We start from the raw sequence: 24,437 nt of genomic DNA on the forward strand, positions 1-24,437 counted from the left end.
GAAAAATTAACAACCCATTATGTTTTAACTTTTGATTTTATAAATTCATCACTTTGAAATGTATAATAACGTGAAACTTCTAGTGACACATTTTCATGAAAATTCGTATCTTGACCATTGGTCAAAAAATGCCAGCATGGGTTCTTACTGGTTTTGAAGATTATTTCAAAAGAATTCAACCTTTTGTACAAACTCAAATTGTTGAGCTTCCTATGGCGAAACGCGGAAAGAATGACTCTGAAGCTGATATTTTAAAATACCGTAATATCGAAGGCGATAGCATTTTAAATGCACTGAAAGGAAATGAACTTTTAATTGCACTTGAAGTGGGAGGAAAAGAGTTTAGTACAGAAAAATTAGCTGAAACCATGAAAGGTTGGATGCTTGAAGGGAATGATGTTGTGCTCGCGATTGGTGGACCTGATGGACATTCTGATGCAGTTCGTAAAGCTGCTGCTTGGCACTGGTCTTTATCTAAATTAACGCTACCCCACCCTATGGTTCGCATTCTGTTAATTGAACAACTTTACCGTGCCATGAGCATTAATCATAACCATCCGTACCATCGTGCTGGATAATCGTTCCGAATTTGCAACATGATGTTCAAATTTAAATGGTTACTCTGACTTCTAAAATTTGCGATGATCACCTCATACATCTAAGAATGGAACCACCCTCATGACTATTCAAACGCTACCTGGCTTATTCATCTCACATGGCTCTCCAATGCTGGCTTTGAATCCTGAACAGGTTGGTCCAGCTTTACATCGCTTGAGTCTCAATTTGCCCAAACCTAGAGCGATAATCGTCATGTCTGCGCATTGGGAAAGCAATGCACTCGAAGTAAGTACGGGGACTAGACCTGAAACATGGCACGATTTTCGAGGTTTCCCTGATGCACTCTATGAAATTCGCTATCCTGCCCCTGGTGCTCCAGATGTTGCTGAACAAGTTTTAAATTTATTCGCTGAGGCACAAATTACTGCACATGCCAATAGTACACGACCTCGTGATCATGGCGTATGGATGCCTTTATTACATATGTATCCAGAAGCTGATATCCCCGTAGTCGAAATCTCTTTACCCATGACGATGTCTGCTGAAGAGATATTTAAAATTGGTCAAGCTCTCGCTCCATTAAGAGATCAGCAAATATTATTAATTGGCTCGGGAAGCATTACTCATAATTTAAGAGAGCTTGCTTGGCATGGTGAAACGAGTGAAGTTCCAGAATGGGCATCAACTTTTAGAAACTACGTGGTGCAGCAGCTCACTCATTCGGATTATCCTGCTATTTTAGCGTGGAATACGATTCCTTTTGTTCATCGTAACCACCCTACGATAGAACACTTTGCACCTTTATTTTTCTCTATGGGCACTGGTGATCGTTTTAGCATTGTACATAGTAGTTTTACCATGGGTGCTTTAGGAATGGATATTTATCGCTTTGATTGAGAGAAAATAAAATATCATTTTTTAAATGACCATCACGAAATAATCATCGATCAATGGATACATTTTGATACTGAAAAGTGCAGAATGTATCCATAATTTTTTAGATCTCCTGCGTTATCCTTCCTCGGATCAATACAATTTAGAAAACTTGTTATGAAATTAAAATTAATTGCCTTGGCTATTTTGCCTATCACACTTGCTGCGTGTCAGACTTCCGATCTACAAAAAGCTGGGGATTTAGCTGTGTCTGTGCTTCAACAACAAAATGCTGATCAAACTCTCTCTGCATACCAATGGCAAGCCAATCCACAAAATGCGCCTCAACCAATCACTTTAAACTTCACCACTGATAAAAAACTTTCAATTCATACGAGCTGCAATACTTTATTTGGCGGGTTTGAGCTAAAAAACAATACTATCGTAGCTGCTCAACTTGCATCTACCATGAAGGGATGTAATGGTTTGGCTGCCGAACAAGAACGCTTTGCTGGAAATCTATTTTCCCAAGCTGCTGTTCCTTTCGTGCTTAATTTAAATGATCGTGATAATCCAACGTTGACTTTGGTACAGCCGAATGGTGAAAAGATTATCTTCACGGGTAAAATGACACCTGAAACCAAATACAAAACTCAAGGTGAAACCATATTTCTTGAAATTTCGCCAGAAACTAAACAATGTACAGGTGTAGCTCCCCAAACTTGTCTACAAGTCAGAGAAATAAAATACAACGATAGTGGTATTAAAACGCAAGTCGATAAAGACTGGACTTTATTCTACGATCAAATTGAAGGTTTTTCACATAGTCCGAATGAACGTCAAATCATTCGTGTAAAACGTTATGAAATTAAAAATCCTGCTGCAGATCAATCAAAGTATGCTTATATTTTTGATATGGCTGTAGAGCGTGAAGCTGTAAAAGGTTCTTTATAAAGAATAAAAAACCGAGGCTAAGCCTCGGTTTTTTTATTTTTGAATATATTATTAGAATACACCCTGAGCTAACATCGCATCAGCAACTTTTACGAAACCAGCAATGTTCGCACCATCTACATAATTCACAGTACCATCTTCTTGAGTACCGAATTTTACGCAGTTACGGTGAATTTCTTTCATGATTGCATGTAAACGCTCATCTACTTCTTCGAAAGACCAACCTAAACGAAGCGCATTTTGAGACATTTCAAGCCCAGAAGTTGCAACACCACCTGCATTAGATGCCTTACCTGGCGCATATAGAATTTTTGCATCAACGAATTTTTCAACTGCAGCAAGTGTAGAAGGCATATTTGCGCCTTCAGCTACGCAGATCACACCATTTGCAAGCAATTTATCCGCATCATCAGCATCTAATTCATTTTGTGTGGCACATGGAAGTGCGATATCACACTTAATACCCCAAGGACGTTGCCCTTCAAGATATTCAAAACCATGCTTCGCTGCAAACTCAGAGATACGACCACGTTGAACGTTTTTAAGCTCCATTACTTCAGCTAAAAGCTCTGGAGTTAAACCGTCTTTAATGTATACAGTACCAGCTGAATCTGAAAGTGAAACAACTTTTGCGCCCAAATACATTGCTTTGTCAGCAGCAAACTGTGCAACGTTACCCGAACCAGAGATTGTAACTACCTTGTCTTTGAAACTGTCGTTACGAGTCTTAAGCATTTCCTCAGCGAAATACACTGTACCGTAACCAGTTGCTTCAGGGCGCGCTAGTGAACCACCAAAAGTTAAACCCTTACCTGTAAATACGCATGAAGTGTCATTGCTGAGTTTCTTCATCATACCCGCCATGTAACCAACTTCGCGGCCACCAACACCAATATCACCCGCAGGAATATCTGTGTCAGAACCTAAGTGACGGTATAACTCGATCATGAGTGCTTGGCAGAAACGCATGATTTCGCCTTCTGATTTACCTTTAGGGTCAAAATCAGAACCACCTTTACCACCACCCATTGGTAGTGTAGTTAACGCATTTTTGAAAGTCTGTTCAAAACCTAAGAATTTTAGGATTGAAAGGTTCACTGAAGGGTGGAAACGCATACCACCTTTGAATGGACCAATTGCTGAGTTGTACTGAACACGGAACGCACGGTTAACGTGTGTTTGACCTTGATCATCAACCCAAGAAACGCGGAATTGAATCGCACGTTCAGGTTCAACTAAACGTTCTAATAAACCATGAGCTGCATACTTAGGGTTCTTTTCAATAAAAGGCCATAAGCTTGTCATCACCTCTTCAACAGCTTGAAGAAATTCTGGTTGATGTGCATCACGTGTTTTAACGTAGTCTAGGAAGTCGTTAAGGCTGTTGTATTTCAACGCTTAATCCTCAGCAGAAAATGGATCAAAATTGGTCAAAATTTCAATATATTGATAAGTTTTGGCGCAAAGTATTAAATATCTTTTACAGGCACTGTACAATAGTTTTCATAATTTTTTTTAATATTTTTTTAATTTCAATTACTTAATTATAGTATTTAATAATTTTAAATTATCAAATTCATTACTTTTAATTATGGATTAATGCTTATTCGGCGCTTTTATTGCGCGATAAATGACCCATAACAGCGCACCCCAAACTAACACTAATCATGTTAAAATCATTCATATTTCACACCTATGATCTCCTTTTCGCTTGATTAAGTTTTAACGTACATGCACGCACAAATCTCATTGATACAACAAGTTGATGCTTTCCTACCTCAAACCCAATGTGGTCTATGTGGCCACCGTGATGGTTGTTTACCTTATGCTAAAGCTATTGTAGAAGGAGAAGACGCAAATAAATGTGTCCCTGGCGGTCAACCTGTTGCTGACGCAATTGCTCACTTACTGAATCGCCCTAAGCTTAAAGCTGAAGAAAGCGTTTGGCCAATTCAATCTGATGGTCGCCCACAGCGTATGAAAGCGATCATACGTGAAGACGAGTGTATTGGTTGCACTAAATGCATCAGTGCTTGCCCTGTAGATGCCATCATTGGATCAGGAAAGTTAATGCATACTGTGTTAACTGATCTTTGTACTGGATGCGAATTATGTATACCACCTTGTCCAGTTGACTGTATCGATCTTGTTGAAGATTTACAGCCCATACCAAATCAGCAAGCCCGCTTCCTAGAACAAAATGATCTTAGAAATCGTTATTATGCTCATATTCAACGTGAGGAAAATCGCAGTCTTCATCGCAAAGGTCCTGTCGTTAAAGCTGAAATTGATACTGCGCTTTTTGCTCAGTTTTCAAAACAATTACAATCAGTACCTACTATTCAAACGATAAAAAAAACAGCGCTTCATAAGACATTAGATGCAAAATCTACAATCGAACTTGCCAAATTACGTACACAAATTAAAAAGCTTGAAAAACAACTTGCTGTACGTGAGAGTGTCGATAAGCAAGAGCAACTCAATACTTTATATGAAAAACTCAATTCAATTGAGGGTGTTTAAATGAACGTTAAAACACCTAAAACTGTAAAAAACATGACAAAAAAGCAAATTCAAATTTTTTTTGAAAGATTAAGAGCTCAACGCCCAAACCCTAAAACAGAGCTGAATTATTCTTCACCCTTTGAGTTGTTAGTTGCTGTGACCTTATCAGCACAAGCCACTGATGTAAGCGTAAATAAGGCCACAGATAAGCTTTTCCCTGTAGCAAACACACCTGAAGCAATCTATGCCTTAGGTGTAGAAGGATTAAAATCTTATATTAAAACAATAGGTCTCTATAACTCTAAAGCTGAAAATGTCATCAAAGCTTGTGAAATATTGATTAAACAACACAACAGTATTGTTCCTCACAACCGTGCTGATTTAGAAGCACTTCCGGGCGTAGGTCGAAAAACTGCAAATGTGGTATTAAATACCGCTTTTGGTCAACCAACCATGGCCGTTGATACCCACATCTTTCGATTAGGTAATCGTACTGGACTTGCGGTAGGAAAAAATGTACTCGAAGTTGAACACCGTCTAGTTAAAGTGATTCCAAAAGAGTTTATTGTAGACGCTCATCATTGGTTAATTTTACATGGACGTTATTGCTGTATTGCGCGGAGGCCAAAGTGCAATGAGTGTGTTGTGAGTGATGTGTGCAACTGGCCTGAACGTTTCGAATATGGAGCGACAAGACAGATCGATTTAAAACAGGTTTAACGATCAAGAGATTTTTTTTGATCTTTTTTCTCTTTATCTAATTTCATCTGTTTTTGACTATCGCGAAGTAATTTAAAACTTATAAATACCAAAAAAGACAATACTGCCAAGCATGCAAGCATCAATAAAATAATGGCAATATTTTGCACTTGTTTACCTTCACATCATAAAAAAGAAGCCCTAATATGACTTAGGGCTTCTTTTTTGTCAAAGCTGAATAATGGTTATTTAGTTTGATCTAAAATTGCAAAAAGTTCTTTTTGAACTTCTTCAATAGGACGAAGTCCATTCAACTTATCATACGTTGGCGCATTTTCACCTGAAGCTGCACGCCCTTGGTAAAAGCCAACCAACTGTTCAGTTTCAGTATGATACGAACCTAAGCGCTTACGAATTGTTTCTTCTTGGTCATCTGGACGCTGAACTAAATCTTCACCAGTCTCATCATCTTTGCCTTCCACTTTTGGTGGGTTGTAGACGATATGATAAACACGACCTGATGCTGGATGTTGGCGACGACCCGATAAGCGTTTAACGATTTCTTCATCAGGCACATCAATTTCGATCACGTGATCAATATCAATGCCTTCTTTTTCCAAAGCTTCAGCTTGAGGAATCGTACGAGGGAAACCATCAAAGATACAACCATTTGCACAATCTGGTTGTGCAATACGCTCTTTAACCAGACCAATAATCAGTTCGTCAGAAACTAGACCACCATTGTCCATTACAGATTTTGCCTGTAGACCGAGTTCAGTTCCTTCACGAATTGCAGCACGGAGCATATCACCGGTTGAAATTTGTGGGACATTGTAGCGCTTGCAGATCAACTGAGCTTGAGTACCTTTACCTGCTCCAGGTGGTCCGAGTAATATAATGCGCATAAATAAACATCCTCATTTTAACTATATCGACGATACTTGGTTAATGTCTTTGGTAGGCACCAATCCAGCATCTATTTATAAGAAAGCCACAAATAAATGAATCAGACCCGCGAAGAAACCTGTTACCCCACCTAGCACAATTAAGATCCATTCGTCTTCCTGGAATGCAGGACGTAATAGATTTTGAAACTCGCGCGGCGTTAATTCACGGATACGTTCTTTAAACATTTGATAGATTTTCTGTGCGCGGCTCGCATTAAAAGCTGGGTCGCATACAGGCACCATCGTAATTTCAATTGAGCGATCGATCAAGTCTGTCTTGAGTTTTGCATACTCTTTTGGACCTAAAGATAGCTGTAATGATGTACGAACCAATGGTGTTTCCATGATTTCATTGATATGACGTTTAACAATACGGCGTGTTTTGTCTTTTTTTCCACCATACATCATTTCCATCATAATAGATTTCAATGTAATCAAATCTTCAGTCACTACACGGGCAAATACATCAGATACTTCTTCTTGGCGCTTCATAAACGCACCTTGAATATTATAAGAACCAATGCGTGGAATGACAGGTTTTATCCAAGGGAATTTACGATCTTTCGTTAATTCAAAGAATTGTGGATAACGTATATAGTGTGGTTCAACTGGATTAAATACCATCCAAATTGCAATCCAATTTGTTAAAAAGCCCCAAATTGCTGCCCAGAATGGTACAGTCCAATGCCAAGGCACCACAAACCAAACGATCATTTGGAAGATACCGAAGAACATACCGATTAATGCACTGATATGCCAAATGAAGTTAATTTCTTTTTGACCCACTTTTAGGAACATATTGACCATCAATTGACGGTCGCCTTCCATTTGACTCACTACCATCGCACGCATATCCACGAGCGACTCAACATTTAAAGTTAATTCGGTTACGAGCTCTTTCAAAACATTTGGAAGTTGCTTATGTGCTTGCGCATAAATACGTCTCTTGATTGAGTAAGGTAAGTTTTCCCATAGAACCGCATTGCGATCCATCATCACTTCATCAATTAAGTGCTCTAACTCAAAGCCAACCTGTTCACCAATGATACGAGCAGTATCCTCGGGATCCATCGCATCTAAGAACTCTCGTAAGGAGCCAAGTTTTGATAGTGTATTGTCGGTAATAATACCCGATATACGTCCTGCCTTACGTGGAACAATTCCTTGCCATCCCACCGGAAGCGGACCTAAGTGAAAACCCCAAAACTTAATTGGATAAAACACCATCTTGAGTGCCATCCAGACGTGAGCCCAAGTCACAAATGCGGTTACTGGGATAATACTCAGTACTGCATAAAAATCAGGTCGATTGACGAAGGCTTGCCACAAATCACTCACATATCCAAACATTCATGACTCTCATATTCATATATCTAATTGCAGTCGAACTTGAGGTATAAAACCATAAAGCTTTCTAAAATCCTACACTTAAGGTGTAAGCAAACTGTAGTTCTGGTTTGGTTTCAAAAATCACTTGGTTTCCTTGCGTGATTTCCTCTCCTGCTTTTATCCCTACACTAAATGTACTAATTCTTTCTTTATTCAGCATGACATATGATAAATCTATACCACCACCGAGTTGAGATTCCTTTTCACCATTGACTGTTTTTGATTTTAGATGACCAGCAAATGCACCTAAATAAAATCCATTTAAGTCCTTAGTTCCGAGAATTATTGGGTAACGAAAACCGACTTGAGCACCCACATCGTGGTCGTCATTTAAGAAAGCGCCAAGCTTTCCGTATCCAATACCGTATGGAGTGACGTATTCTAAATTCCCATGCGCTAACCGTTGTGTAACACCAGCACCCACATTTATTTTAGAAAATTGTTCTGGTTTCAATTTTGCTTCAGGATAAAACGATGAAAAATCTGCGTATGCTAAATTCCCTACCCACATCATGACAGCAAAGGAAACGATTTTTCTCATTATTTTCTCCATTCTCTCAAACTGAGAACAATATTATTATTCATCCATAGTGCTTCGACTTTAACAGAATAATTTTCGTTCTTATATACAACAAGCTTTAAAATTAGTGTCTATTTGGTCAAATTTTAATTTTTATAACATACGAACTATTTATTAATTTTTCAAATTTTATAGTTAATCTGAGTTAAAATACTTTGATATAAAGTCAGCTTTTACCCGCAAAAAAGTAAAGATCTATGAAGCAGCAGTTCCCACTGAAGAATGTACAACAAGAAAAGCGAATTTTTCGCAGTCGAGTGGTGTTTGCTATTTGCGTGGTAATCTTTTTTTTAATTGTTCTATTGTCTCGATATGCTTATTTGCAAATTGTGCATTACGACCAGTTTAAAGATGCATCGGACAAAAACCGAATTCGTTTACAACCGATTTCCCCTGCCCGCGGTTATATTTTTGATCGTAACGGCATTCTACTGGCTGACAATTATCCAGTTTTTACGGCTACATTAAGTAAAGCGGATGTACCTGATATTGAAGATACAGTAGAACGCCTTAGAAAGATTATTGACTTGAGCGAAGAAGACATCGAACGCTTCATGAGTCGTGTGAAAACCGCAAAAAAGACTGAACGTGTCACGCTTAAACTAAACTTAACTGAAACAGATATCGCTAAATTTAGTGAAGTAAAGTTTAAATTTCCTGGTGTTTCTATTGAAACCCAAATGACGCGTTATTACCCGCATGGTGAATTATTTGCCCATGTTATTGGGTATGTCGGTCGTATTAACGATAAAGAACTCAAAAGCATTGATAAAGATGCTTACGCAGGTACAAACCTGATCGGTAAAATTGGTGTAGAAAAATTTTATGAAGACCTGTTGCATGGCTCACCTGGCTTTGAGTCTATTGAGACAGATGCTTTCGGTAATGTCTTACGGAAATTAGGGCGTAAAGATTCTGTACGCGGTAATGACCTCTATTTATCACTTGATTATGGTCTCCAAACAGTAGCTGCTGAGCAACTTGCGGGGCGTCGTGGTGCAATTGTTGCAATGGATCCACGTACAGGTGAAATTTTGGCACTCGTTTCGAGTCCAAGTTTCAACCCAAATTTATTCGTGACTGGTATCAGTCATACAGACTATAGTGCGCTGCGTGACAATTTAGATCAGCCGTTGTATAACCGCGCAGTTCAAGGGACTTATCCACCAGGTTCTACCATTAAGCCTATGGCTGCATTAGGGGGTATTCACTACGGTATTGTCGATTGGTCAACTGCTATTTCAGATCCAGGTTATTTCCACTTACCAGGAGATTCTCACAAATTCCGCGACTGGAAAAAAACGGGGCATGGTGTAGTCAATATGCACAAGTCCATTGTTGTCTCATGTGATACTTACTATTACGTTCTTTCTTACCAGATGGGGATCGATCGTATGAACACATGGATGCGTCAGTTTGGATTTGGTGAGAAAACAGGTGTAGACCTTCCTAGCGAAAGTACAGGATTGTATCCTTCGCCAGAATGGAAAATGCGTACTCGCAATTCTAAATGGCTCAAAGGGGAAACAATCTCAGTCAGTATTGGGCAAGGTGCGTTCACTTCTACCCCCTTGCAACTTGCGATGGCAACTGCAATTACTGCAAATCATGGCGCCCATGTTACACCGCATGTATTACGTGAAACCAAAGGAACAAAGCAATTCAAAGTCCACAATGCACCAGATTATAAAATTGCCTTCAATGGTACTGATGAAGATTGGATTAAGATGCGTGATGCCATGGTGGATGTGATCCAATCTGGAACAGGTAAAGGGATTCGTGGTGGACTGCAATATCAAATTGCGGGTAAAACAGGTACCGCTCAGGTCAAGAGTATTGCGCAAGGTAAAAAGTATAACGAAGCTTTATTAACTGAACGTCAACTCGATCACGGCTTATTTGTAGGCTTCGCCCCTGCCGACAACCCAGAAATAGCGATTGCAGTGATATGGGAAAATGGTCGTGGAGGTTCAGGAGCAACCGCGCTCGCACGTCCTGTATTAGATTATTGGTTACTCCATCGTGATCGTAAGCCAATAAAGCCGATGAATCATGTTGTCAGCGGCGGCTTAATGACAGCAGGCATTAAGCCTGGTGAATTACCTAGCGGATCTAGTAATTTATCAGCCGATCCAAATGCACTTCCTCGTGAACTCCAAACATCACGTAACAGCAACAGTGCAACGAATGCAACGAATGCAACGAATGCAACGAATGCAACGAATGCAACGAATGCAACGAATGCAACGAATGCAACGAATGCAACGAATGCAAACACTGACACTCAACGTAACACGAGTCAATAAATGAAAAATCAACTCCGCATCATTGGTGGTGAATGGAAACGCCGTGTATTACCTTTTGCCACTATTGAGGGTTTAAGACCAACACCAGATCGTGTACGCGAAACTTTATTTAATTGGTTAATGTGGGATATTCAACAAGCACAGGTGCTAGATGTTTGCGCTGGATCTGGTGCATTAGGTTTTGAAGCGCTATCTCGAGGGGCAGCTCATGTCACGATGATCGAACCTAATTTAGAGCAAAATAAATTTTTAAAATCAAACTTAGCGCTTTTAAATGTGAATAATGCAAAACTGATTCAAAGCACTGCCCAAATCGCGCTAAAGCAACTCTCAAACAATCAATTCGATGTAGTTTTTTTAGATCCTCCCTATAGTTTAAATCTTTGGGAGGAGTTGGCTTCATTGATTGACCCAAAACTCAAAGCAGATGCATTTATTTATGTCGAAGCCGATCAACCATTGTCATCACTTAATCTACCTTCTTCATGGCACCTCATAAAAGAAACCAAAGCTGGAACAGTTAAATCAGGCCTTTATCGAAAAATAGATTAGACATTTAAAATGTCTGATTCCAAAAAATCCGAATCAATCTGCCTCGATCGTAGGGAAACGAGGATAAAAACTCGTACCCTATCGTTTGATTCTGTTTCAGCAAATACTCAACACCATATCCAAACGTAATGCTTAATTGTTCCAGATTTGATAAGTCAAAATGACCTGTATCAAGTTTATTCTTCAATTCATTCCGATCAAAAGCCGTGAAATTAAAAAATTGAATACGTTCGGATTGAAAAATTGAATGCGTCAATACATCAAATCTCGAATATTCTTTCTCATTTAATTCTGCAATCTTGGTCTGTTCACTATTTAAATCTTCTATGGCAGGCTCATAGTGAAGTTCTTGCTGAGCTTCAAAAAAATTAAAAATGAGATTTTGATCATTCGTATTTTCATCATGATCCAAGGAATTCGCGTGAACAGCAGAAATTGAAAAAAACATCAAAGCTTGTAAATAAAGTTTTAAATTTTGAATCATATTAATTTTACGTTTCTATATCTTATTATTATGCATGAAAAAAAGCCTCCACTCAGGAGGCTTTTTTACTTAAAGCATTAAGCTAGACCTTTTTCTTTAAGTACTTCTAGCATCGTTGAACCAAGTTCAGCTGGGCTACGTGTATATGCCATTCCAGCACGTTCAAACGCAGCGAATTTTTCTTCTGCCGTGCCTTTACCACCTGAAATAATAGCACCAGCATGACCCATTCGCTTACCTTTCGGTGCAGTCACACCAGCAATATAACCAACAACAGGTTTGGTCACATTTGATTGGATATATTCTGCCGCTTCTTCTTCAGCTGTACCACCAATCTCACCAATCATAATAATTGCATCTGTGTCTGGATCATCTTGGAACAGTTTCAAAGCATCAATCTGATTCATACCAGGGATTGGATCTCCACCAATACCAATACACGTTGATTGACCTAATCCTAACTTCGTAGTTTGTGCAACAGCTTCATAGGTCAACGTACCTGAACGCGAAATAATACCGATTCGTCCTGGCTGATGAATATGTCCTGGCATAATACCAATCTTACATTCACCCGGCGTGATAACACCTGGACAGTTTGGACCCACTAAGCGAGTGCCATTTCCATTGGTTTCTAGATAGCGTTTCGCTTTCAGCATATCAATGGTTGGTACACCTTCAGTGATAACAACAATCAGTCCAACGCCAGAGTCAACTGCTTCAACGATAGAATCCAATACAAATGGTGCAGGAACGTAAATGACCGATGCATCAGCACCAGTCTCTTTCACTGCATCTTTCATTGTATTGAATACAGGTAGATTTAAATGAGTTTGACCGCCTTTACCTGGAGTCACACCACCCACAACCTTAGTACCATAAGCCAAAGCTTGTTCTGAGTGGAATGTACCATTTTTACCCGTAAAGCCCTGTACCAATACTTTAGTGTCTTTATTAATTAATACGCTCATGATTGATACTCCTTATGCTTTTACTGCAGCAACAATTTTTTCTGCGGCATCAGATAAGCCGTTTGCAGAAATTAGTTTAAGACCAGATTCATCAAGTAATTTTGCACCTAGTTCTGCATTATTCCCTTCTAAGCGAACAACAACAGGCACTGTTACATTTACTTCTTGAACCGCTGCAATAATTGCTTCAGCAATCATGTCACAACGCACAATACCACCGAAGATATTGATCAGCACACCTTGTACTGACTGATCCGCTAAAATGATCTTGAATGCTTCAATTACACGCTCTTTGGTTGCGCCACCACCTACATCCAAGAAGTTTGCTGGTTGACCACCATAGAGTTTAATGATGTCCATGGTTGCCATTGCAAGACCTGCTCCATTCACCATACAACCAATATTACCTTCTAAAGCAACATAGTTAAGGTCAAACTCAGATGCCTTGAGCTCACGCTCATTTTCTTGCGATTTATCTCTTAAAGCAGAAACTTCTGGCAAACGATATAAAGCATTCGAATCAATACCGACCTTGGCATCAACACACAAAATTTCACCATTTTCACGGACTGACAATGGATTAATTTCAAACAATGCGAAATCATTTTCTACGAACGCTTGATAAGCTGCAGACATAATTTTAACAAATTGATTAATCTGTTTATCTTTCAGCTCTAAAGCAAAAGCGACTTCACGAGCTTGGAAAGGAAGTAAGCCAACCAATGGATCTACTTCAACTTTAATAATTTTTTCTGGAGTTTCTTCAGCGACTTTTTCAATTTCGACACCACCTTCAGTAGAAGCCATGAAAGTAATACGACGTGATGAACGATCAACAACTGCGCCTAAATACAATTCACGCTCAACTGGATAGACATCTTCTGCAACGAGTACACTGTTAACTGGTTGCCCATTTGCATCCGTTTGATATGTAACTAAACGAGTACCAATAATTTGCGAAGCATATTCTTTTGCTTCATCAGCTGACTTAACGACTTTAACGCCGCCAGCTTTTCCACGCCCACCGGCATGTACTTGTGCTTTCATAACAGCGAATTTGCCGCCTAGCTGTTCAAATGCTTTTACTGCTTCCTCTGCATTTGTAGCGATGATGCCTTCCTGAACTGGCATACCATATTTTTTTAACAGCGATTTCGCCTGATACTCGTGTAAATTCATTGTTTTACCTTTTACTACTTTTCACTTTTTATGACACACCAATATTTAAACTTCCTTCGCAATAAATATTGGCATTTATTAAATTTAGTATTCTATTTTTAGATGATTATTCAAACAAAAACAACCACCAAATGCAAAAAGAGCGGCCTCAGCCGCTCTTTTTTGTGTTATTTACGTTTACGCTGAATCGCGTGAATTGCTCGCCCATCTACTGCTAGCGCAGCCTCATGAACTACTTCAGAGAATGTTGGGTGACCAAATGTCATTAATTGAAGATCTTCAACGCTTGATACAAATTCAAGTGCGATCATGCCTTGGTGAACGATATCGGACGCAGCAGGTCCAATCACGTGCATACCAAGCAAACGATCCGTTTTAGCGTCAGCAACAAATTTCACGAAACCAGCATTTTCTCCAGCTGCCATCGCACGACCATTCGCTGCGAAACCAAATTGACCTGTTTTAACTTCGTGACCTTTTTCTTTAGCTTGTTCTTCTGTTAAACCAACCCACGCCGCTTCAGGGTGTGTATAAATCACAGAAATAATCGTGTCATAGTTCACTTGAGCTGCGTGACCATGAATACGTTCAACAGCCATTACGCCTTCTTCCATTGCTTTATGTGCAAGCATTGGACCACGTACTAAGTCACCAATTGCATATACACCTTCAACAGAAGTTGCACACCAATCATTTACTTCAACCAAACCACGTTCAGTAAGTTTAATGCCTGAATCTTCTGCTAGTAAACCTTCTGCATACGCTTTACGACCCACGCAAACGATCAATTTGTCGAAAGTCTGAGTTTTGTCTTCGCCACCTTGAGTGTACTTAACTGTCACTTCACGACCATTGATTTCTGTACCAGCTACTTTTGCGCCAACACGAATATCAAGACCTTGCTTAGTTAATACTTTTTGGTAATCTTTTGCCAAAGCTTTATCAGCCATTGGTAAAAATGCATCCATTGCTTCAAAAACAACAACTTCTGCACCCAAACGACGCCATACTGATCCAAGTTCAAGACCAATGACACCTGCACCAATTACACCTAAACGCTTAGGTACTTCTTGGAATTCAAGCGCGCCAGTAGAATCGACGATAAGATCTTGATCTACAGGAGCAACAGGAATATTTACAGGAACAGAACCAGAGGCAAGAATGACATATTTAGGTTCTAAAATTTGAGTTTCACCTTCATGTGGAACAAACTCAACTTTTTTACCAGCTAATAATTTACCTGTACCCTGCAACCATTCAATGCCGTTACCTTTCAACAGGCCATCAATACCCATTGTAAGTTGGTTAACGATTTTATCTTTACGAGCAAGTAATTTTTGAAGATCGAATTTCACTTCGCCCGTTGTAATACCATGATCATCTAAATGATGAACAGTATCTTCATAACGATGTGAAGAATCTAAAAGTGCTTTAGATGGGATACAACCCACGTTCAAGCAAGTACCACCTAATGATGGTTTTCCTTTATGAATACGCTTTTCAATACACGCAACTTTGAAACCCAGTTGTGCTGCACGAATAGCAGCTTCATAACCACCTGGACCACCGCCGATTACTACTAAATCAAATTGTTGAGACATTCTTCTCTCCAAAAATGGGCCTAGAGGATCGCTCTAAGCCCATGGATTTATTCTTTAGAATTAAAGATCAAGGATAAGTTTAGCTGGTTCTTCTAACAATTCTTTGATTGTTACAAGGAAACCTACTGCTTCTTTACCATCAATTAAACGGTGGTCATAAGAAAGCGCTAAATACATCATTGGTAAGATTTCAACTTGACCATTTACCGCCATTGGACGCTCTTGGATTTTATGCATACCCAAAATTGCAGTTTGTGGCGTATTTAAAATTGGTGTTGAAAGCAATGAACCGAAAGTACCGCCATTAGTGATCGTGAATGTACCACCTGTCATGTCTTCAATGCCCAGCTTACCATCACGTGCTTTGAATGCGTAATCACGGATACCATTTTCAACTTCAGCATAGTTCATGCGATCAGTATCACGTAATACTGGAACTACTAAACCACGGTCAGAAGATACCGCTACACCGATGTCATAGTAACCGTGATAAACGATATCATCACCATCAATTGAAGCATTTACAGCTGGGTAGCGTTTAAGTGCTTCAGTTGCAGCTTTAACAAAGAATGACATAAAGCCTAAACGAGCACCATGACGCTTTTCAAAAGCATCTTTGTACTGAGCGCGCATGTCCATGATTGGCTTCATGTTGACTTCGTTGAACGTCGTTAACATTGCTGTTTCTTGCGTTGCAGCAAGTAAACGCTCAGCCACACGCTTACGAAGACGTGTCATAGGAACACGTTTTTCAATACGCTCACCTACAGCTACACTTAATGGTGCAGCAGCAGGAGCAGCAGGTTTAGATTGGTGATTCGCCACATCTTCTTTAGTGATACGGCCACCACGACCTGTACCTGAAACTTCTGATGCATTAATACCAGTTTCAGTTAATGCCTTACGAACAGCTGGAGCTTGGTCTTGAACAGGAGCTTGAGCACGTTCAACAACAGGAGCAGCACCCGCTTCTGTAGCAGCAGCAGCTTGCTCAACTTTCTCTTCAGATTGAACAGCTTGAGTTTGAGAAGCACCTGAAACAGCACCTGCTTCAAATGTAGCAATTACTTCATCAGAAAGAACTGTGTCGCCTTCACCTTTGATGATATTTGCAATCGTACCATCTGCAGGAGCAACAACTTCAAGTACAACTTTATCCGTTTCGATATCACAGATCACTTCGTCACGTGATACCGCTTCACCTGGTTGTTTGTGCCAAGTTGCAATTGTTCCGTCTGCAACTGACTCTGGGAATACCGGTGCTTTAATTTCGGTTGCCATTCTTAAGATTCTCCTGATTATTCTGCTACGATCGCAAGCGCTTCGTTAACGAGTTGTGCTTGTTGTTTTGCATGTAAATATGGTGAGCCACAAGCCGGTGCAGCAGATGCTTCACGTCCTGCATAGCTGATTTGAATTTGTTGACCTGACTTCATAACACCTTCGTATAAACGTGGTGCGATGAATAACCATGCGCCTTGGTTCTTCGGTTCTTCTTGCGCCCAAACAAGCTCTTTCATATTTGGATATTGTGCAAGTACTTCCGCTAAACGTGCTTCTGGATATGGGTACAATTGTTCAACACGAACAATAGCAGTGTTGTTCAATTCATTTTCACGACGTTTTTCAAGTAAATCGTAATAAACCTTACCACCGCAAAGCACTACACGAGTCACATCCAACTTATTAATGTTATCAACTTCATCAATCACGGTTTGGAAAGTACCGTTCGCCAATTCATCAAGATTAGATACCGCTAATTTGTGACGTAATAATGACTTTGGAGACATGATAATCATTGGTTTACGAATTGGGCGAATCGCCTGACGACGTAAAGCATGGAAAATCTGTGCAGGAGTTGTAGGCGTCATCACTTGCATGTTTTCTTCAGCACATAGCTGTAAGAAACGCTCTAAACGTGCAGATGAGTGTTCTGGGCCTTGACCTTCAAAACCATGTGGAAGAAGCATCGTTAAACCACAAACGCGCTCCCACTTTGTCTCACCAGAAGCAATGAATTGGTCAATAACAACTTGAGCACAGTTCGCGAAGTCACCAAATTGTGCTTCCCAAATAATTAAGCTCTTAGGTAGAGTTGTTGCATAACCATATTCGAATGCCAATACTGCCATTTCAGACAATAATGAGTCATAAATCGCTGTACGCGGTTGATTTTCTTTAATATGGCAAAGTGGAATATACGTCGAACCGTCTACTTGGTTATGAAGCTTCGCATGACGATGCGAGAATGTACCACGACCAACATCTTCACCAGTTAAACGAACAAGATAACCCTCGTCCAATAACGAAGCATAAGCTAGAGTCTCAGCTGCACCCCAGTTCAATGGCATTTCACCAGTTTGCATTTTAAGACGATCATCGATCACCTTAGAAACTTGACGCTGCATCACGAAGCCTTCAGGAAGCTCACGCATTTTGCGACCAAGTTCTTTTAAACGCTCTTCAGGGAAAGTAGTATCCCAAACGTCAGTGTATTCGTGACCTAAGTATGGCGTCCAGTCAACGAACATTTTTTTATTCGGTTCAAGTACAAGTGCATTCGCAACATGTTTACCTGCTTCTAAATCAGCACGGTAATCTTCGATCATCTGATCTGCAGTCGCACGATCAATTACACCTTCTTGTACTAATTTGTCAGCATATAATGCACGAGTCGTCGTTTTCTTATTAATGACTTGATACATCATTGGCTGAGTTGCTGCTGGCTCATCTGCTTCATTGTGACCGCGACGACGGTAACAGAACATATCGATAACAACGTCTTTACGGAAAGTATGACGGAAATCATGCGCAAGTTGAGCAACAAACAATACAGCTTCAGGATCATCACCATTCACATGGAAGATTGGTGCCTGAATCATTTTCGCGATATCAGTACAGTATTCAGTAGAACGTGCATCACGTGGATCTGATGTTGTAAAACCAACTTGGTTATTGACAACAATATGAACTGTACCACCTACCGTATAACCACGTGTTTGTGACATTTGGAAGGTTTCTTGGTTCACACCTTGACCAGCAAATGCAGCATCACCATGTACGATTACTGGTAATACGTCATCACCACCAATGTCTTTACGACGAACTTGACGAGCACGTACTGAACCTTCAACTACAGGCCCTACGATTTCTAAGTGTGATGGGTTAAATGCCAATGCCAAATGAACTTCGCCACCTGGAGTCATTACGTTTGACGAGAAACCTTGGTGATACTTAACGTCACCAGAACCTTTCTTGTGAAGTGATTTACCTTCAAATTCACCGAAAAGATCTGCTGGGTTTTTACCCATGATATTGACAAGCAAGTTGAGACGACCACGGTGTGGCATACCGATCACAACTTCTTTACATCCCACAGAACCTGCGCGTTGAATAACAGCATCAACCATCGGAATGAAAGATTCACCGCCTTCCACACCAAAGCGCTTAGCGCCAACATACTTATTGCCTAAGTATTTCTCTAAGCCTTCAGCTGCAGTTAGACGTTCAAGAACATGTTTCTTTTGTTCTGCTGAAAAACCAAATTGACCTTTCACACCTTCAAGACGTTGTTGAATCCAACGTTTCTCTTTAGTGTCAACAATGTGCATATATTCAACACCAATAGAAGCGCAATACGTCGCCTCCATCGCATTGACCATTTCACCTAAAGTTGCTTCAGTTTTGCCAATTGCAAGATTACCTGTATTGAATACAGTATCCAAGTCAGATTTGGTTAAACCATGAGCCGCTAGATCAAGATCAGGCACTTCTTCTCGTTTTGCCAAACCTAATGGATCTAATTTTGCTTTTTGATGACCGCGGTTACGGTATGCAGCGATTAATTGTAATACGCCAATCTGACGACGCTCGTGCTCAGAACTAACTGAACTTTGAACGACAGGCTGAATACGGTTTGAGTTACGACCCAATAAAAGGAATTGCTCACGTACATTGCTGTGTGGTTGATCCCCTTTTGGGAACTTACCAAAGTATTCTTGCCAATCAGCACCGACTGATTCTGGAGCAACTAAATACTGCTCATAAAGTTCTTCAATATACGCTGCACTGTCAGCGGAAAGTTCAGTGTCAAGACGCAATGCGTCAGCAACTTCTTGCATTTGTGGACCCATTTCCTATTGCAAAACATTACAGGGAGCTTTCTAAGCTCGCCCATGATTGATAATGCCAAATCGGTAAATTGACATTCACCCATCTGGTACAAAAGACCATGGGGCGTATAGCATTAGAGAGTTTCTAATACCAATGACGAATCATAACGCCCTCATTGGCATCATCACTCATCTTTATACTCGATAAAATTACCGAGCAATTTTTGCAAATTGACTTAGAAAAAAATAAAAATATTAGTCTTTTCTAAAGCAACTTTTCAATTTGATTATCCCTGCTTTCAGCTTAACACCAAACCACCAAAATTTTGATTTAATGTACAGATTGAATAATATTCATGCTAAAAATTTTGTTCAAATCCTACCATGAACTTCACTTCAAACTGATTTTATTGACACATACCATTCATAAATTAGCTAAATACAACTATAAACCATTGAGATAATATAAGGTGCATTTAGATAAATTCTATTAAAATTCATAATTATTAGACTAAAGCCTAAAATTATAGATTTAAATACATGCAACTTGGATCATAAAACCGATATCTTAACATTTTAAAAAGATATTTGCAGATGCAAAACGTTTTCATTTATCCCTAAAGTGCATATTTTTTTATGATTGGGGCAAATCTAACCACTTCAACCAAAATATCTCGAAAACTAAATTTAACATCAAGTTTTGATTAAAAAAAAAGCACACCTAAGTGTGCTTTTTTTGGAACAGCATTATCCAGCTTGATCTAACAACATGCTACGAATGTGACCAATCGCTTTTGTTGGATTTAGACCTTTAGGGCATACTGATACACAGTTCATGATACCTTTACAACGGAATAAACTGAAAGGATCGTCTAAACGAGCCAAACGGTCTTGAGTAGCAGTATCACGCGAATCAATAATGAAACGATATGCATTCAACAATGCTGAAGGACCCAAGAATTTATCAGGGTTCCACCAGAATGATGGGCAAGACGTTGAACAACATGCACAAAGAATACATTCATACAAACCATCAAGATGCTCACGCTCTTCTGGAGATTGTAAACGCTCTTTAGGTGGTGCAGGTTGATTATTAATCAAGAACGGTTGAATTTTGTCGTACTGATCATAGAACTGATTCATGTCTACAACCAAGTCTTTGATTACTGGAAGACCTGGTAATGGACGAATAGTAATTACTTCTGGCAAATCGTTTAGGTTCCAAAGACACGCTAAACCATTTTTACCATTGATGTTTACACCATCTGAACCACAAATACCTTCACGACATGAACGACGGAACGTTAAAGTTTCGTCTTGAACTTTCAATGCAAGTAGCGCATCAAGCAACATACGGTGCTTATCAGTCAACTCAAGCTTGAATGTTTGCATGTACGGTGCTTTATCCTTATCAGGATCGTAGCGGTAGATATTAAATGTACGAGTACCTCTACTCATCTTACTTCTCCCAATTAGAATGTACGTGGTTTAGGTGGAATAGCATCAACTGATAAAGGCTTGTAACGTACTGGCTTGTACTCAAGACGGTTATCAGCAGAGAACCATAAAGTATGCTTCATCCACTCATCATCACGACGGCCGTAAGGATATGCTGGATGATCTGGAGATTCTTCAAAATCTACAACAGTATGCGCACCACGACATTCTTTACGTGCAGCAGCAGAGATTAAGGTTGCTTTTGCAACTTCGTATAAGTTTTCCACTTCAAGTGCTTCAATACGCGCAGTATTAAATACTTTTGATTTGTCTTTTAAGTGGATATTACGGATACGAGGCTCAAGTGCAAGAATCTCTTTCACACCTTTTTCAAGAAGTTCAGTTGTACGGAATACACCTGCATGATCTTGAACGATATCGCGAATTGCATCAGCAACTTCTTGCGCATTCTCACCAGAAGTTGACTCATCTAAGCGACGGATACGCTCGACAGTTTGCTGAAGCACAGTTGTTGGAAGCGGCGCATATTCATCACCGTGATGCTTAGTCACATAGTCAATGATATGTTCGCCAGCAGCTTTACCAAATACAACCAAGTCAAGCAATGAGTTTGTACCTAAACGGTTAGCACCATGTACAGACACACATGAACATTCGCCAATCGCATAGAAACCTTTCACTGGTTTAGTGAAATTGCGATCCGCAGCATTGGTAGAATAAGTATCGCTGTCTTTGTCGTAATGTGCTTCTAGCGGAGTAGTTTCACGCGATTCAGGAACAACAACTTGACCATGAATGTTAGTTGGAATACCACCCATTTGGTAATGGATTGTTGGTACAACAGGAATTGGCTCTTTTGTGATGTCAACGTTCGCGAACTTCTTACCAATCTCAAATACAGATGGAAGACGTTTCATGATCGTATCAGCACCCAAGTGCGTCATATCAAGAAGGATATAATCACCTTTAGGACCACAACCACGGCCTTCTTTGATCTCTTGGTCCATAGAACGTGATACGAAGTCACGTGGTGCCAAGTCTTTCAAAGTTGGAGCATAACGCTCCATGAACGGTTCGCCGTCTTTGTTACGAAGGATTGCACCTTCACCACGACAACCTTCAGTTAACAATACGCCTGCGCCTGCAACGCCCGTTGGGTGGAATTGCCAGAATTCCATATCTTGTAATGGAATACCTGCACGAGCAGCCATACCAAGACCGTCACCAGTGTTGATATATGCGTTTGTAGATGCGCGGTAAACACGACCAGCACCACCCGTTGCGAACAATGTTGCTTTCGCTTGGAATACTGCAATTTTACCTGTTTCTTGGTCAATTGCTGTAACACCAAGTACATCACCTGCTTCATTACGGATCAAATCAAGCGCGATCCATTCTACGAAGAATTGTGTACCCATTTTCACGTTGCTTTGATAAAGCGTGTGAAGAAGTGCGTGACCTGTACGGTCGGCAGCAGCACAAGCACGAGGAACAGCTTTTTCACCATAGTTCGCAGAGTGACCACCGAATGGACGTTGGTAAATTGTGCCGTCAGCGTTACGATCAAATGGCATACCTAGATGTTCAAGTTCATATACAACTTGTGGCGCTTCACGAGTCATAAACTCAATTGCGTCTTGGTCACCTAACCAGTCAGAACCTTTTACTGTGTCATAGAAATGGTAGTGCCAGTTATCTTCTTGCATGTTACCAAGAGAAGCACCAATACCACCCTGTGCAGCTACAGTGTGAGAACGCGTTGGGAATACTTTAGTCAATACCGCAACTTTCAAACCAGCTTGAGCAAGTTGGTAAGAAGCACGCATACCAGAACCACCACCACCAACGATGACAGCATCGAAAGTTTCGTGTGGAATATTTGTATAATCTTCTTTAGGGTTTATAGCGCCCATGATTGTTTCCTATCAATTCGCCCAAAAAATCTGGATTGCCCAGATCGCATATGCAAATACAGCAATAATAACTGCTGAAGTCAGTACAAGGCGTAAACCTGATGCTGATGGACCCATTTGACGAGTCGTCACATAGTCAGTGAATACTTGCCACATACCAATCCATGCGTGTGCAACAAGAGATAAGACTGCCAATAAAGATAAAATCTTCATCGGTAATGTCATCATAAAGCCGTACCACTGTTCGAAGTTGAAACCACCATTACAAAGGATCCAACCAAACACCACAACAGTATAAACAGCTAAAACTACAGCACTTACACGCTGGATAAACCAATCGCGAGAACCTGAACCCGTTAAACCAGTAGCACTTTTCATTAGAGTACGATCCATACAAATGATGCAACGATACCAATTGCAGATAAAATTAATGCGATTGTTGCTGCTAGACGACCACTTTGTAACTCTTCAGCGATACCCATATCAGCAAGCAAATGCTTGATACCTGCGATGAAGTGGTAGATTAAGCCAGCGACAAATACCCATACGATAAAGCGCACGATAAAGCTATCAAAAATAGCTTGAACTTGTGCAAAGCCCTCAGGAGAAGACAATGATTTGTCTAAGATCCATAAAAGAACTGGTACGAGTAAAAATACGATGACACCTGAAAGACGGTGTAAAATAGATGCAATAGCCACAGGGGATTTTAAGTTTACGTCTAAAACTTGACCCATGGACAAATTGACAGGTCTGTTGCTTTTCACAGCGGGCATCCTGTAGTTAAAAACTCCATCCGGAGTTTGTTGGAATTAATTCGAAGGAAAGCTGGCATTTGTTAGACAAATAAATTGTCTAAACCTTTATACGACACGGAATTATAAAACGTGCAATTTCAAATTACAAACCTACGAAGCAGGCGTCAACCATAAAATATTTTTAAATAAGAATCATTTACATCTACTTTCTTACAGTTAAGTCATCTCTCTATTTAAATACAAACACTAAGCCATTAATATTTATATCAATTTATTTTAATTTAGTGTTACTGAACTCAAATGTTCGTTTTGTCTTAATTAGACTAAAGCACAACTCACTACAAAAATATATTTTTTTAAGAAATATAATATTTATTTTATTTTTCAAAAACTTAAAGAAAATTAAATCTCAAATAATTTGTACTTTTAAAACTAATTAGAAAAATGAATATTGCTCACATGGTCATTGTTTTTTTATCTAATTGAATTGAGTAATTTCAAATGTAAAAAAGGATAAAAATCATATGCACTTATAAATTAATTACAAAATAAACTTCATTTTCTAATGTTGAGCTCACCACTTAAAATGTAATGAAACAGA

22 protein-coding genes are annotated in these 24,437 nt (G+C 39.7%); 7 read left to right on the forward strand and 15 right to left on the reverse strand.

Going from position 1 to position 24,437, the window contains the following annotated elements; genetic code table 11:
• Nucleotides 1–95 precede the first annotated feature (95 nt).
• The 3 genes from rlmH (at nucleotide 96) to CL42_RS11460 (ending at nucleotide 2,385) form a co-directional block, all read left to right on the forward strand.
• On the forward strand, nucleotides 96–578 hold the full coding sequence (gene rlmH, locus CL42_RS11450) for a 23S rRNA (pseudouridine(1915)-N(3))-methyltransferase RlmH (RefSeq protein ID WP_035268469.1): 483 nt from the start codon (nucleotides 96–98) through the stop codon (nucleotides 576–578).
• A gap of 100 nt (nucleotides 579–678) precedes the next feature.
• Nucleotides 679–1,455: a DODA-type extradiol aromatic ring-opening family dioxygenase gene (locus CL42_RS11455; RefSeq protein ID WP_035268472.1), complete on the forward strand. Its 777-nt coding sequence runs from the start codon at nucleotides 679–681 to the stop codon at nucleotides 1,453–1,455.
• A 153-nt stretch (nucleotides 1,456–1,608) separates the two neighbouring features.
• Nucleotides 1,609–2,385, forward strand: coding sequence for an META and DUF4377 domain-containing protein (locus CL42_RS11460; RefSeq protein ID WP_035268475.1), 777 nt, complete (start codon nucleotides 1,609–1,611; stop codon nucleotides 2,383–2,385).
• A gap of 51 nt (nucleotides 2,386–2,436) precedes the next feature.
• On the opposite strand, the gene gdhA is transcribed toward CL42_RS11460, so the two are convergent.
• Nucleotides 2,437–3,780, reverse strand: a complete 1,344-nt coding sequence (gdhA, locus tag CL42_RS11465) for an NADP-specific glutamate dehydrogenase (protein WP_035268479.1) — start codon at nucleotides 3,778–3,780, stop codon at nucleotides 2,437–2,439.
• 336 nt (nucleotides 3,781–4,116) lie between these two features.
• Here gdhA and CL42_RS11470 point away from each other — a divergent pair, with 336 nt between their 5' ends.
• On the forward strand, nucleotides 4,117–4,908 hold the full coding sequence (locus tag CL42_RS11470; RefSeq protein WP_035268482.1) for an RnfABCDGE type electron transport complex subunit B: 792 nt from the start codon (nucleotides 4,117–4,119) through the stop codon (nucleotides 4,906–4,908).
• A complete protein-coding gene (nth, locus tag CL42_RS11475) occupies nucleotides 4,909–5,610 on the forward strand; it encodes an endonuclease III (protein ID WP_035268485.1) in 702 nt (233 codons plus the stop codon). It abuts the gene before it with no gap.
• On the opposite strand, the gene CL42_RS17270 is transcribed toward nth, so the two are convergent.
• The 4 genes from CL42_RS17270 to CL42_RS11490 all read right to left on the reverse strand — a co-directional run bounded on the left by CL42_RS17270 (nucleotide 5,607) and on the right by CL42_RS11490 (nucleotide 8,466).
• The gene (locus CL42_RS17270) at nucleotides 5,607–5,759 is read right to left on the reverse strand and encodes a hypothetical protein (RefSeq protein ID WP_171076785.1); all 153 of its coding nucleotides are present in this window, start codon (nucleotides 5,757–5,759) and stop codon (nucleotides 5,607–5,609) included. The two genes, nth and CL42_RS17270, sit on opposite strands and share 4 nt — an antisense overlap.
• Nucleotides 5,760–5,834: 75 nt before the next feature.
• Complete coding sequence (gene adk / locus CL42_RS11480; protein WP_035268488.1) at nucleotides 5,835–6,494, reverse strand: adenylate kinase; 660 nt, start codon at nucleotides 6,492–6,494, stop codon at nucleotides 5,835–5,837.
• 75 nt (nucleotides 6,495–6,569) lie between these two features.
• Entirely contained in the window at nucleotides 6,570–7,886 is a 1,317-nt protein-coding gene (locus CL42_RS11485; protein WP_035268489.1) for a membrane protein, read from the reverse strand.
• A 64-nt stretch (nucleotides 7,887–7,950) separates the two neighbouring features.
• Complete coding sequence (locus tag CL42_RS11490) at nucleotides 7,951–8,466, reverse strand: hypothetical protein (RefSeq protein WP_035268492.1); 516 nt, start codon at nucleotides 8,464–8,466, stop codon at nucleotides 7,951–7,953.
• 236 nt (nucleotides 8,467–8,702) lie between these two features.
• On the opposite strand from CL42_RS11490, the gene mrdA reads away from it, so the two are divergent.
• Entirely contained in the window at nucleotides 8,703–10,811 is a 2,109-nt protein-coding gene (mrdA, locus tag CL42_RS11495; RefSeq protein ID WP_035268494.1) for a penicillin-binding protein 2, read from the forward strand.
• Nucleotides 10,812–11,363 carry a 16S rRNA (guanine(966)-N(2))-methyltransferase RsmD gene (gene rsmD, locus CL42_RS11500; protein WP_035268497.1) on the forward strand — a complete coding sequence of 184 codons (552 nt, stop codon included), beginning with the start codon at nucleotides 10,812–10,814 and terminating at the stop codon, nucleotides 11,361–11,363.
• A gap of 4 nt (nucleotides 11,364–11,367) precedes the next feature.
• Here rsmD and CL42_RS11505 read toward each other — a convergent pair whose 3' ends face one another.
• The 10 genes from CL42_RS11505 to sdhC all read right to left on the reverse strand — a co-directional run bounded on the left by CL42_RS11505 (nucleotide 11,368) and on the right by sdhC (nucleotide 23,854).
• On the reverse strand, nucleotides 11,368–11,847 hold the full coding sequence (locus tag CL42_RS11505; RefSeq protein ID WP_051586602.1) for a hypothetical protein: 480 nt from the start codon (nucleotides 11,845–11,847) through the stop codon (nucleotides 11,368–11,370).
• A gap of 77 nt (nucleotides 11,848–11,924) precedes the next feature.
• Nucleotides 11,925–12,815: a succinate--CoA ligase subunit alpha gene (sucD, locus tag CL42_RS11510; protein WP_035268498.1), complete on the reverse strand. Its 891-nt coding sequence runs from the start codon at nucleotides 12,813–12,815 to the stop codon at nucleotides 11,925–11,927.
• 12 nt (nucleotides 12,816–12,827) lie between these two features.
• Nucleotides 12,828–13,994, reverse strand: coding sequence for an ADP-forming succinate--CoA ligase subunit beta (sucC, locus tag CL42_RS11515; RefSeq protein WP_035268500.1), 1,167 nt, complete (start codon nucleotides 13,992–13,994; stop codon nucleotides 12,828–12,830).
• Nucleotides 13,995–14,161: 167 nt separating this feature from the next.
• Nucleotides 14,162–15,595, reverse strand: coding sequence for a dihydrolipoyl dehydrogenase (gene lpdA, locus CL42_RS11520; protein WP_035268502.1), 1,434 nt, complete (start codon nucleotides 15,593–15,595; stop codon nucleotides 14,162–14,164).
• A 60-nt stretch (nucleotides 15,596–15,655) separates the two neighbouring features.
• The gene (gene odhB / locus CL42_RS11525) at nucleotides 15,656–16,876 is read right to left on the reverse strand and encodes a 2-oxoglutarate dehydrogenase complex dihydrolipoyllysine-residue succinyltransferase (RefSeq protein WP_035268505.1); all 1,221 of its coding nucleotides are present in this window, start codon (nucleotides 16,874–16,876) and stop codon (nucleotides 15,656–15,658) included.
• Nucleotides 16,877–16,893: 17 nt separating this feature from the next.
• Nucleotides 16,894–19,716, reverse strand: a complete 2,823-nt coding sequence (locus CL42_RS11530; protein WP_035268518.1) for a 2-oxoglutarate dehydrogenase E1 component — start codon at nucleotides 19,714–19,716, stop codon at nucleotides 16,894–16,896.
• Between the two features lie 738 nt (nucleotides 19,717–20,454).
• Entirely contained in the window at nucleotides 20,455–21,165 is a 711-nt protein-coding gene (locus tag CL42_RS11535) for a succinate dehydrogenase iron-sulfur subunit (protein WP_035268507.1), read from the reverse strand.
• 14 nt (nucleotides 21,166–21,179) lie between these two features.
• Nucleotides 21,180–23,078, reverse strand: coding sequence for a succinate dehydrogenase flavoprotein subunit (gene sdhA / locus CL42_RS11540; protein WP_035268510.1), 1,899 nt, complete (start codon nucleotides 23,076–23,078; stop codon nucleotides 21,180–21,182).
• A 12-nt stretch (nucleotides 23,079–23,090) separates the two neighbouring features.
• Nucleotides 23,091–23,456 (reverse strand): succinate dehydrogenase, hydrophobic membrane anchor protein, encoded by a 366-nt coding sequence (gene sdhD / locus CL42_RS11545; RefSeq protein WP_035268511.1) that lies wholly within the window; start codon nucleotides 23,454–23,456, stop codon nucleotides 23,091–23,093.
• On the reverse strand, nucleotides 23,456–23,854 hold the full coding sequence (sdhC, locus tag CL42_RS11550; protein WP_035268514.1) for a succinate dehydrogenase, cytochrome b556 subunit: 399 nt from the start codon (nucleotides 23,852–23,854) through the stop codon (nucleotides 23,456–23,458). The genes sdhD and sdhC overlap by 1 nt, the downstream gene beginning before the upstream one ends.
• Between the last annotated feature and the right edge of the window lie 583 nt (nucleotides 23,855–24,437).

The sequence above is a fragment of the Acinetobacter sp. Ver3 genome, assembly GCF_000632455.1.
GTDB lineage: Bacteria > Pseudomonadota > Gammaproteobacteria > Pseudomonadales > Moraxellaceae > Acinetobacter.

Excerpts from the sequence above, each read along its gene's own strand:
- rlmH (WP_035268469.1), top strand. The coding sequence starts at position 96 with ATGAAAATTCGTATCTTGACCATTGGTCAAAAAATGCCAGCATGGGTT.
- CL42_RS11455 (WP_035268472.1), top strand. The coding sequence starts at position 679 with ATGACTATTCAAACGCTACCTGGCTTATTCATCTCACATGGCTCTCCA.
- CL42_RS11460 (WP_035268475.1), top strand. The coding sequence starts at position 1,609 with ATGAAATTAAAATTAATTGCCTTGGCTATTTTGCCTATCACACTTGCT.
- CL42_RS11470 (WP_035268482.1), top strand. The coding sequence starts at position 4,117 with ATGCACGCACAAATCTCATTGATACAACAAGTTGATGCTTTCCTACCT.
- nth (WP_035268485.1), top strand. The coding sequence starts at position 4,909 with ATGAACGTTAAAACACCTAAAACTGTAAAAAACATGACAAAAAAGCAA.
- adk (WP_035268488.1), bottom strand. The coding sequence starts at position 6,494 with ATGCGCATTATATTACTCGGACCACCTGGAGCAGGTAAAGGTACTCAA.
- CL42_RS11485 (WP_035268489.1), bottom strand. The coding sequence starts at position 7,886 with ATGTTTGGATATGTGAGTGATTTGTGGCAAGCCTTCGTCAATCGACCT.
- CL42_RS11490 (WP_035268492.1), bottom strand. The coding sequence starts at position 8,466 with ATGAGAAAAATCGTTTCCTTTGCTGTCATGATGTGGGTAGGGAATTTA.
- mrdA (WP_035268494.1), top strand. The coding sequence starts at position 8,703 with ATGAAGCAGCAGTTCCCACTGAAGAATGTACAACAAGAAAAGCGAATT.
- rsmD (WP_035268497.1), top strand. The coding sequence starts at position 10,812 with ATGAAAAATCAACTCCGCATCATTGGTGGTGAATGGAAACGCCGTGTA.
- CL42_RS11505 (WP_051586602.1), bottom strand. The coding sequence starts at position 11,847 with ATGATTCAAAATTTAAAACTTTATTTACAAGCTTTGATGTTTTTTTCA.
- sucD (WP_035268498.1), bottom strand. The coding sequence starts at position 12,815 with ATGAGCGTATTAATTAATAAAGACACTAAAGTATTGGTACAGGGCTTT.
- sucC (WP_035268500.1), bottom strand. The coding sequence starts at position 13,994 with ATGAATTTACACGAGTATCAGGCGAAATCGCTGTTAAAAAAATATGGT.
- lpdA (WP_035268502.1), bottom strand. The coding sequence starts at position 15,595 with ATGTCTCAACAATTTGATTTAGTAGTAATCGGCGGTGGTCCAGGTGGT.
- odhB (WP_035268505.1), bottom strand. The coding sequence starts at position 16,876 with ATGGCAACCGAAATTAAAGCACCGGTATTCCCAGAGTCAGTTGCAGAC.
- CL42_RS11530 (WP_035268518.1), bottom strand. The coding sequence starts at position 19,716 with ATGCAAGAAGTTGCTGACGCATTGCGTCTTGACACTGAACTTTCCGCT.
- CL42_RS11535 (WP_035268507.1), bottom strand. The coding sequence starts at position 21,165 with ATGAGTAGAGGTACTCGTACATTTAATATCTACCGCTACGATCCTGAT.
- sdhA (WP_035268510.1), bottom strand. The coding sequence starts at position 23,078 with ATGGGCGCTATAAACCCTAAAGAAGATTATACAAATATTCCACACGAA.
- sdhD (WP_035268511.1), bottom strand. The coding sequence starts at position 23,456 with ATGAAAAGTGCTACTGGTTTAACGGGTTCAGGTTCTCGCGATTGGTTT.
- sdhC (WP_035268514.1), bottom strand. The coding sequence starts at position 23,854 with ATGCCCGCTGTGAAAAGCAACAGACCTGTCAATTTGTCCATGGGTCAA.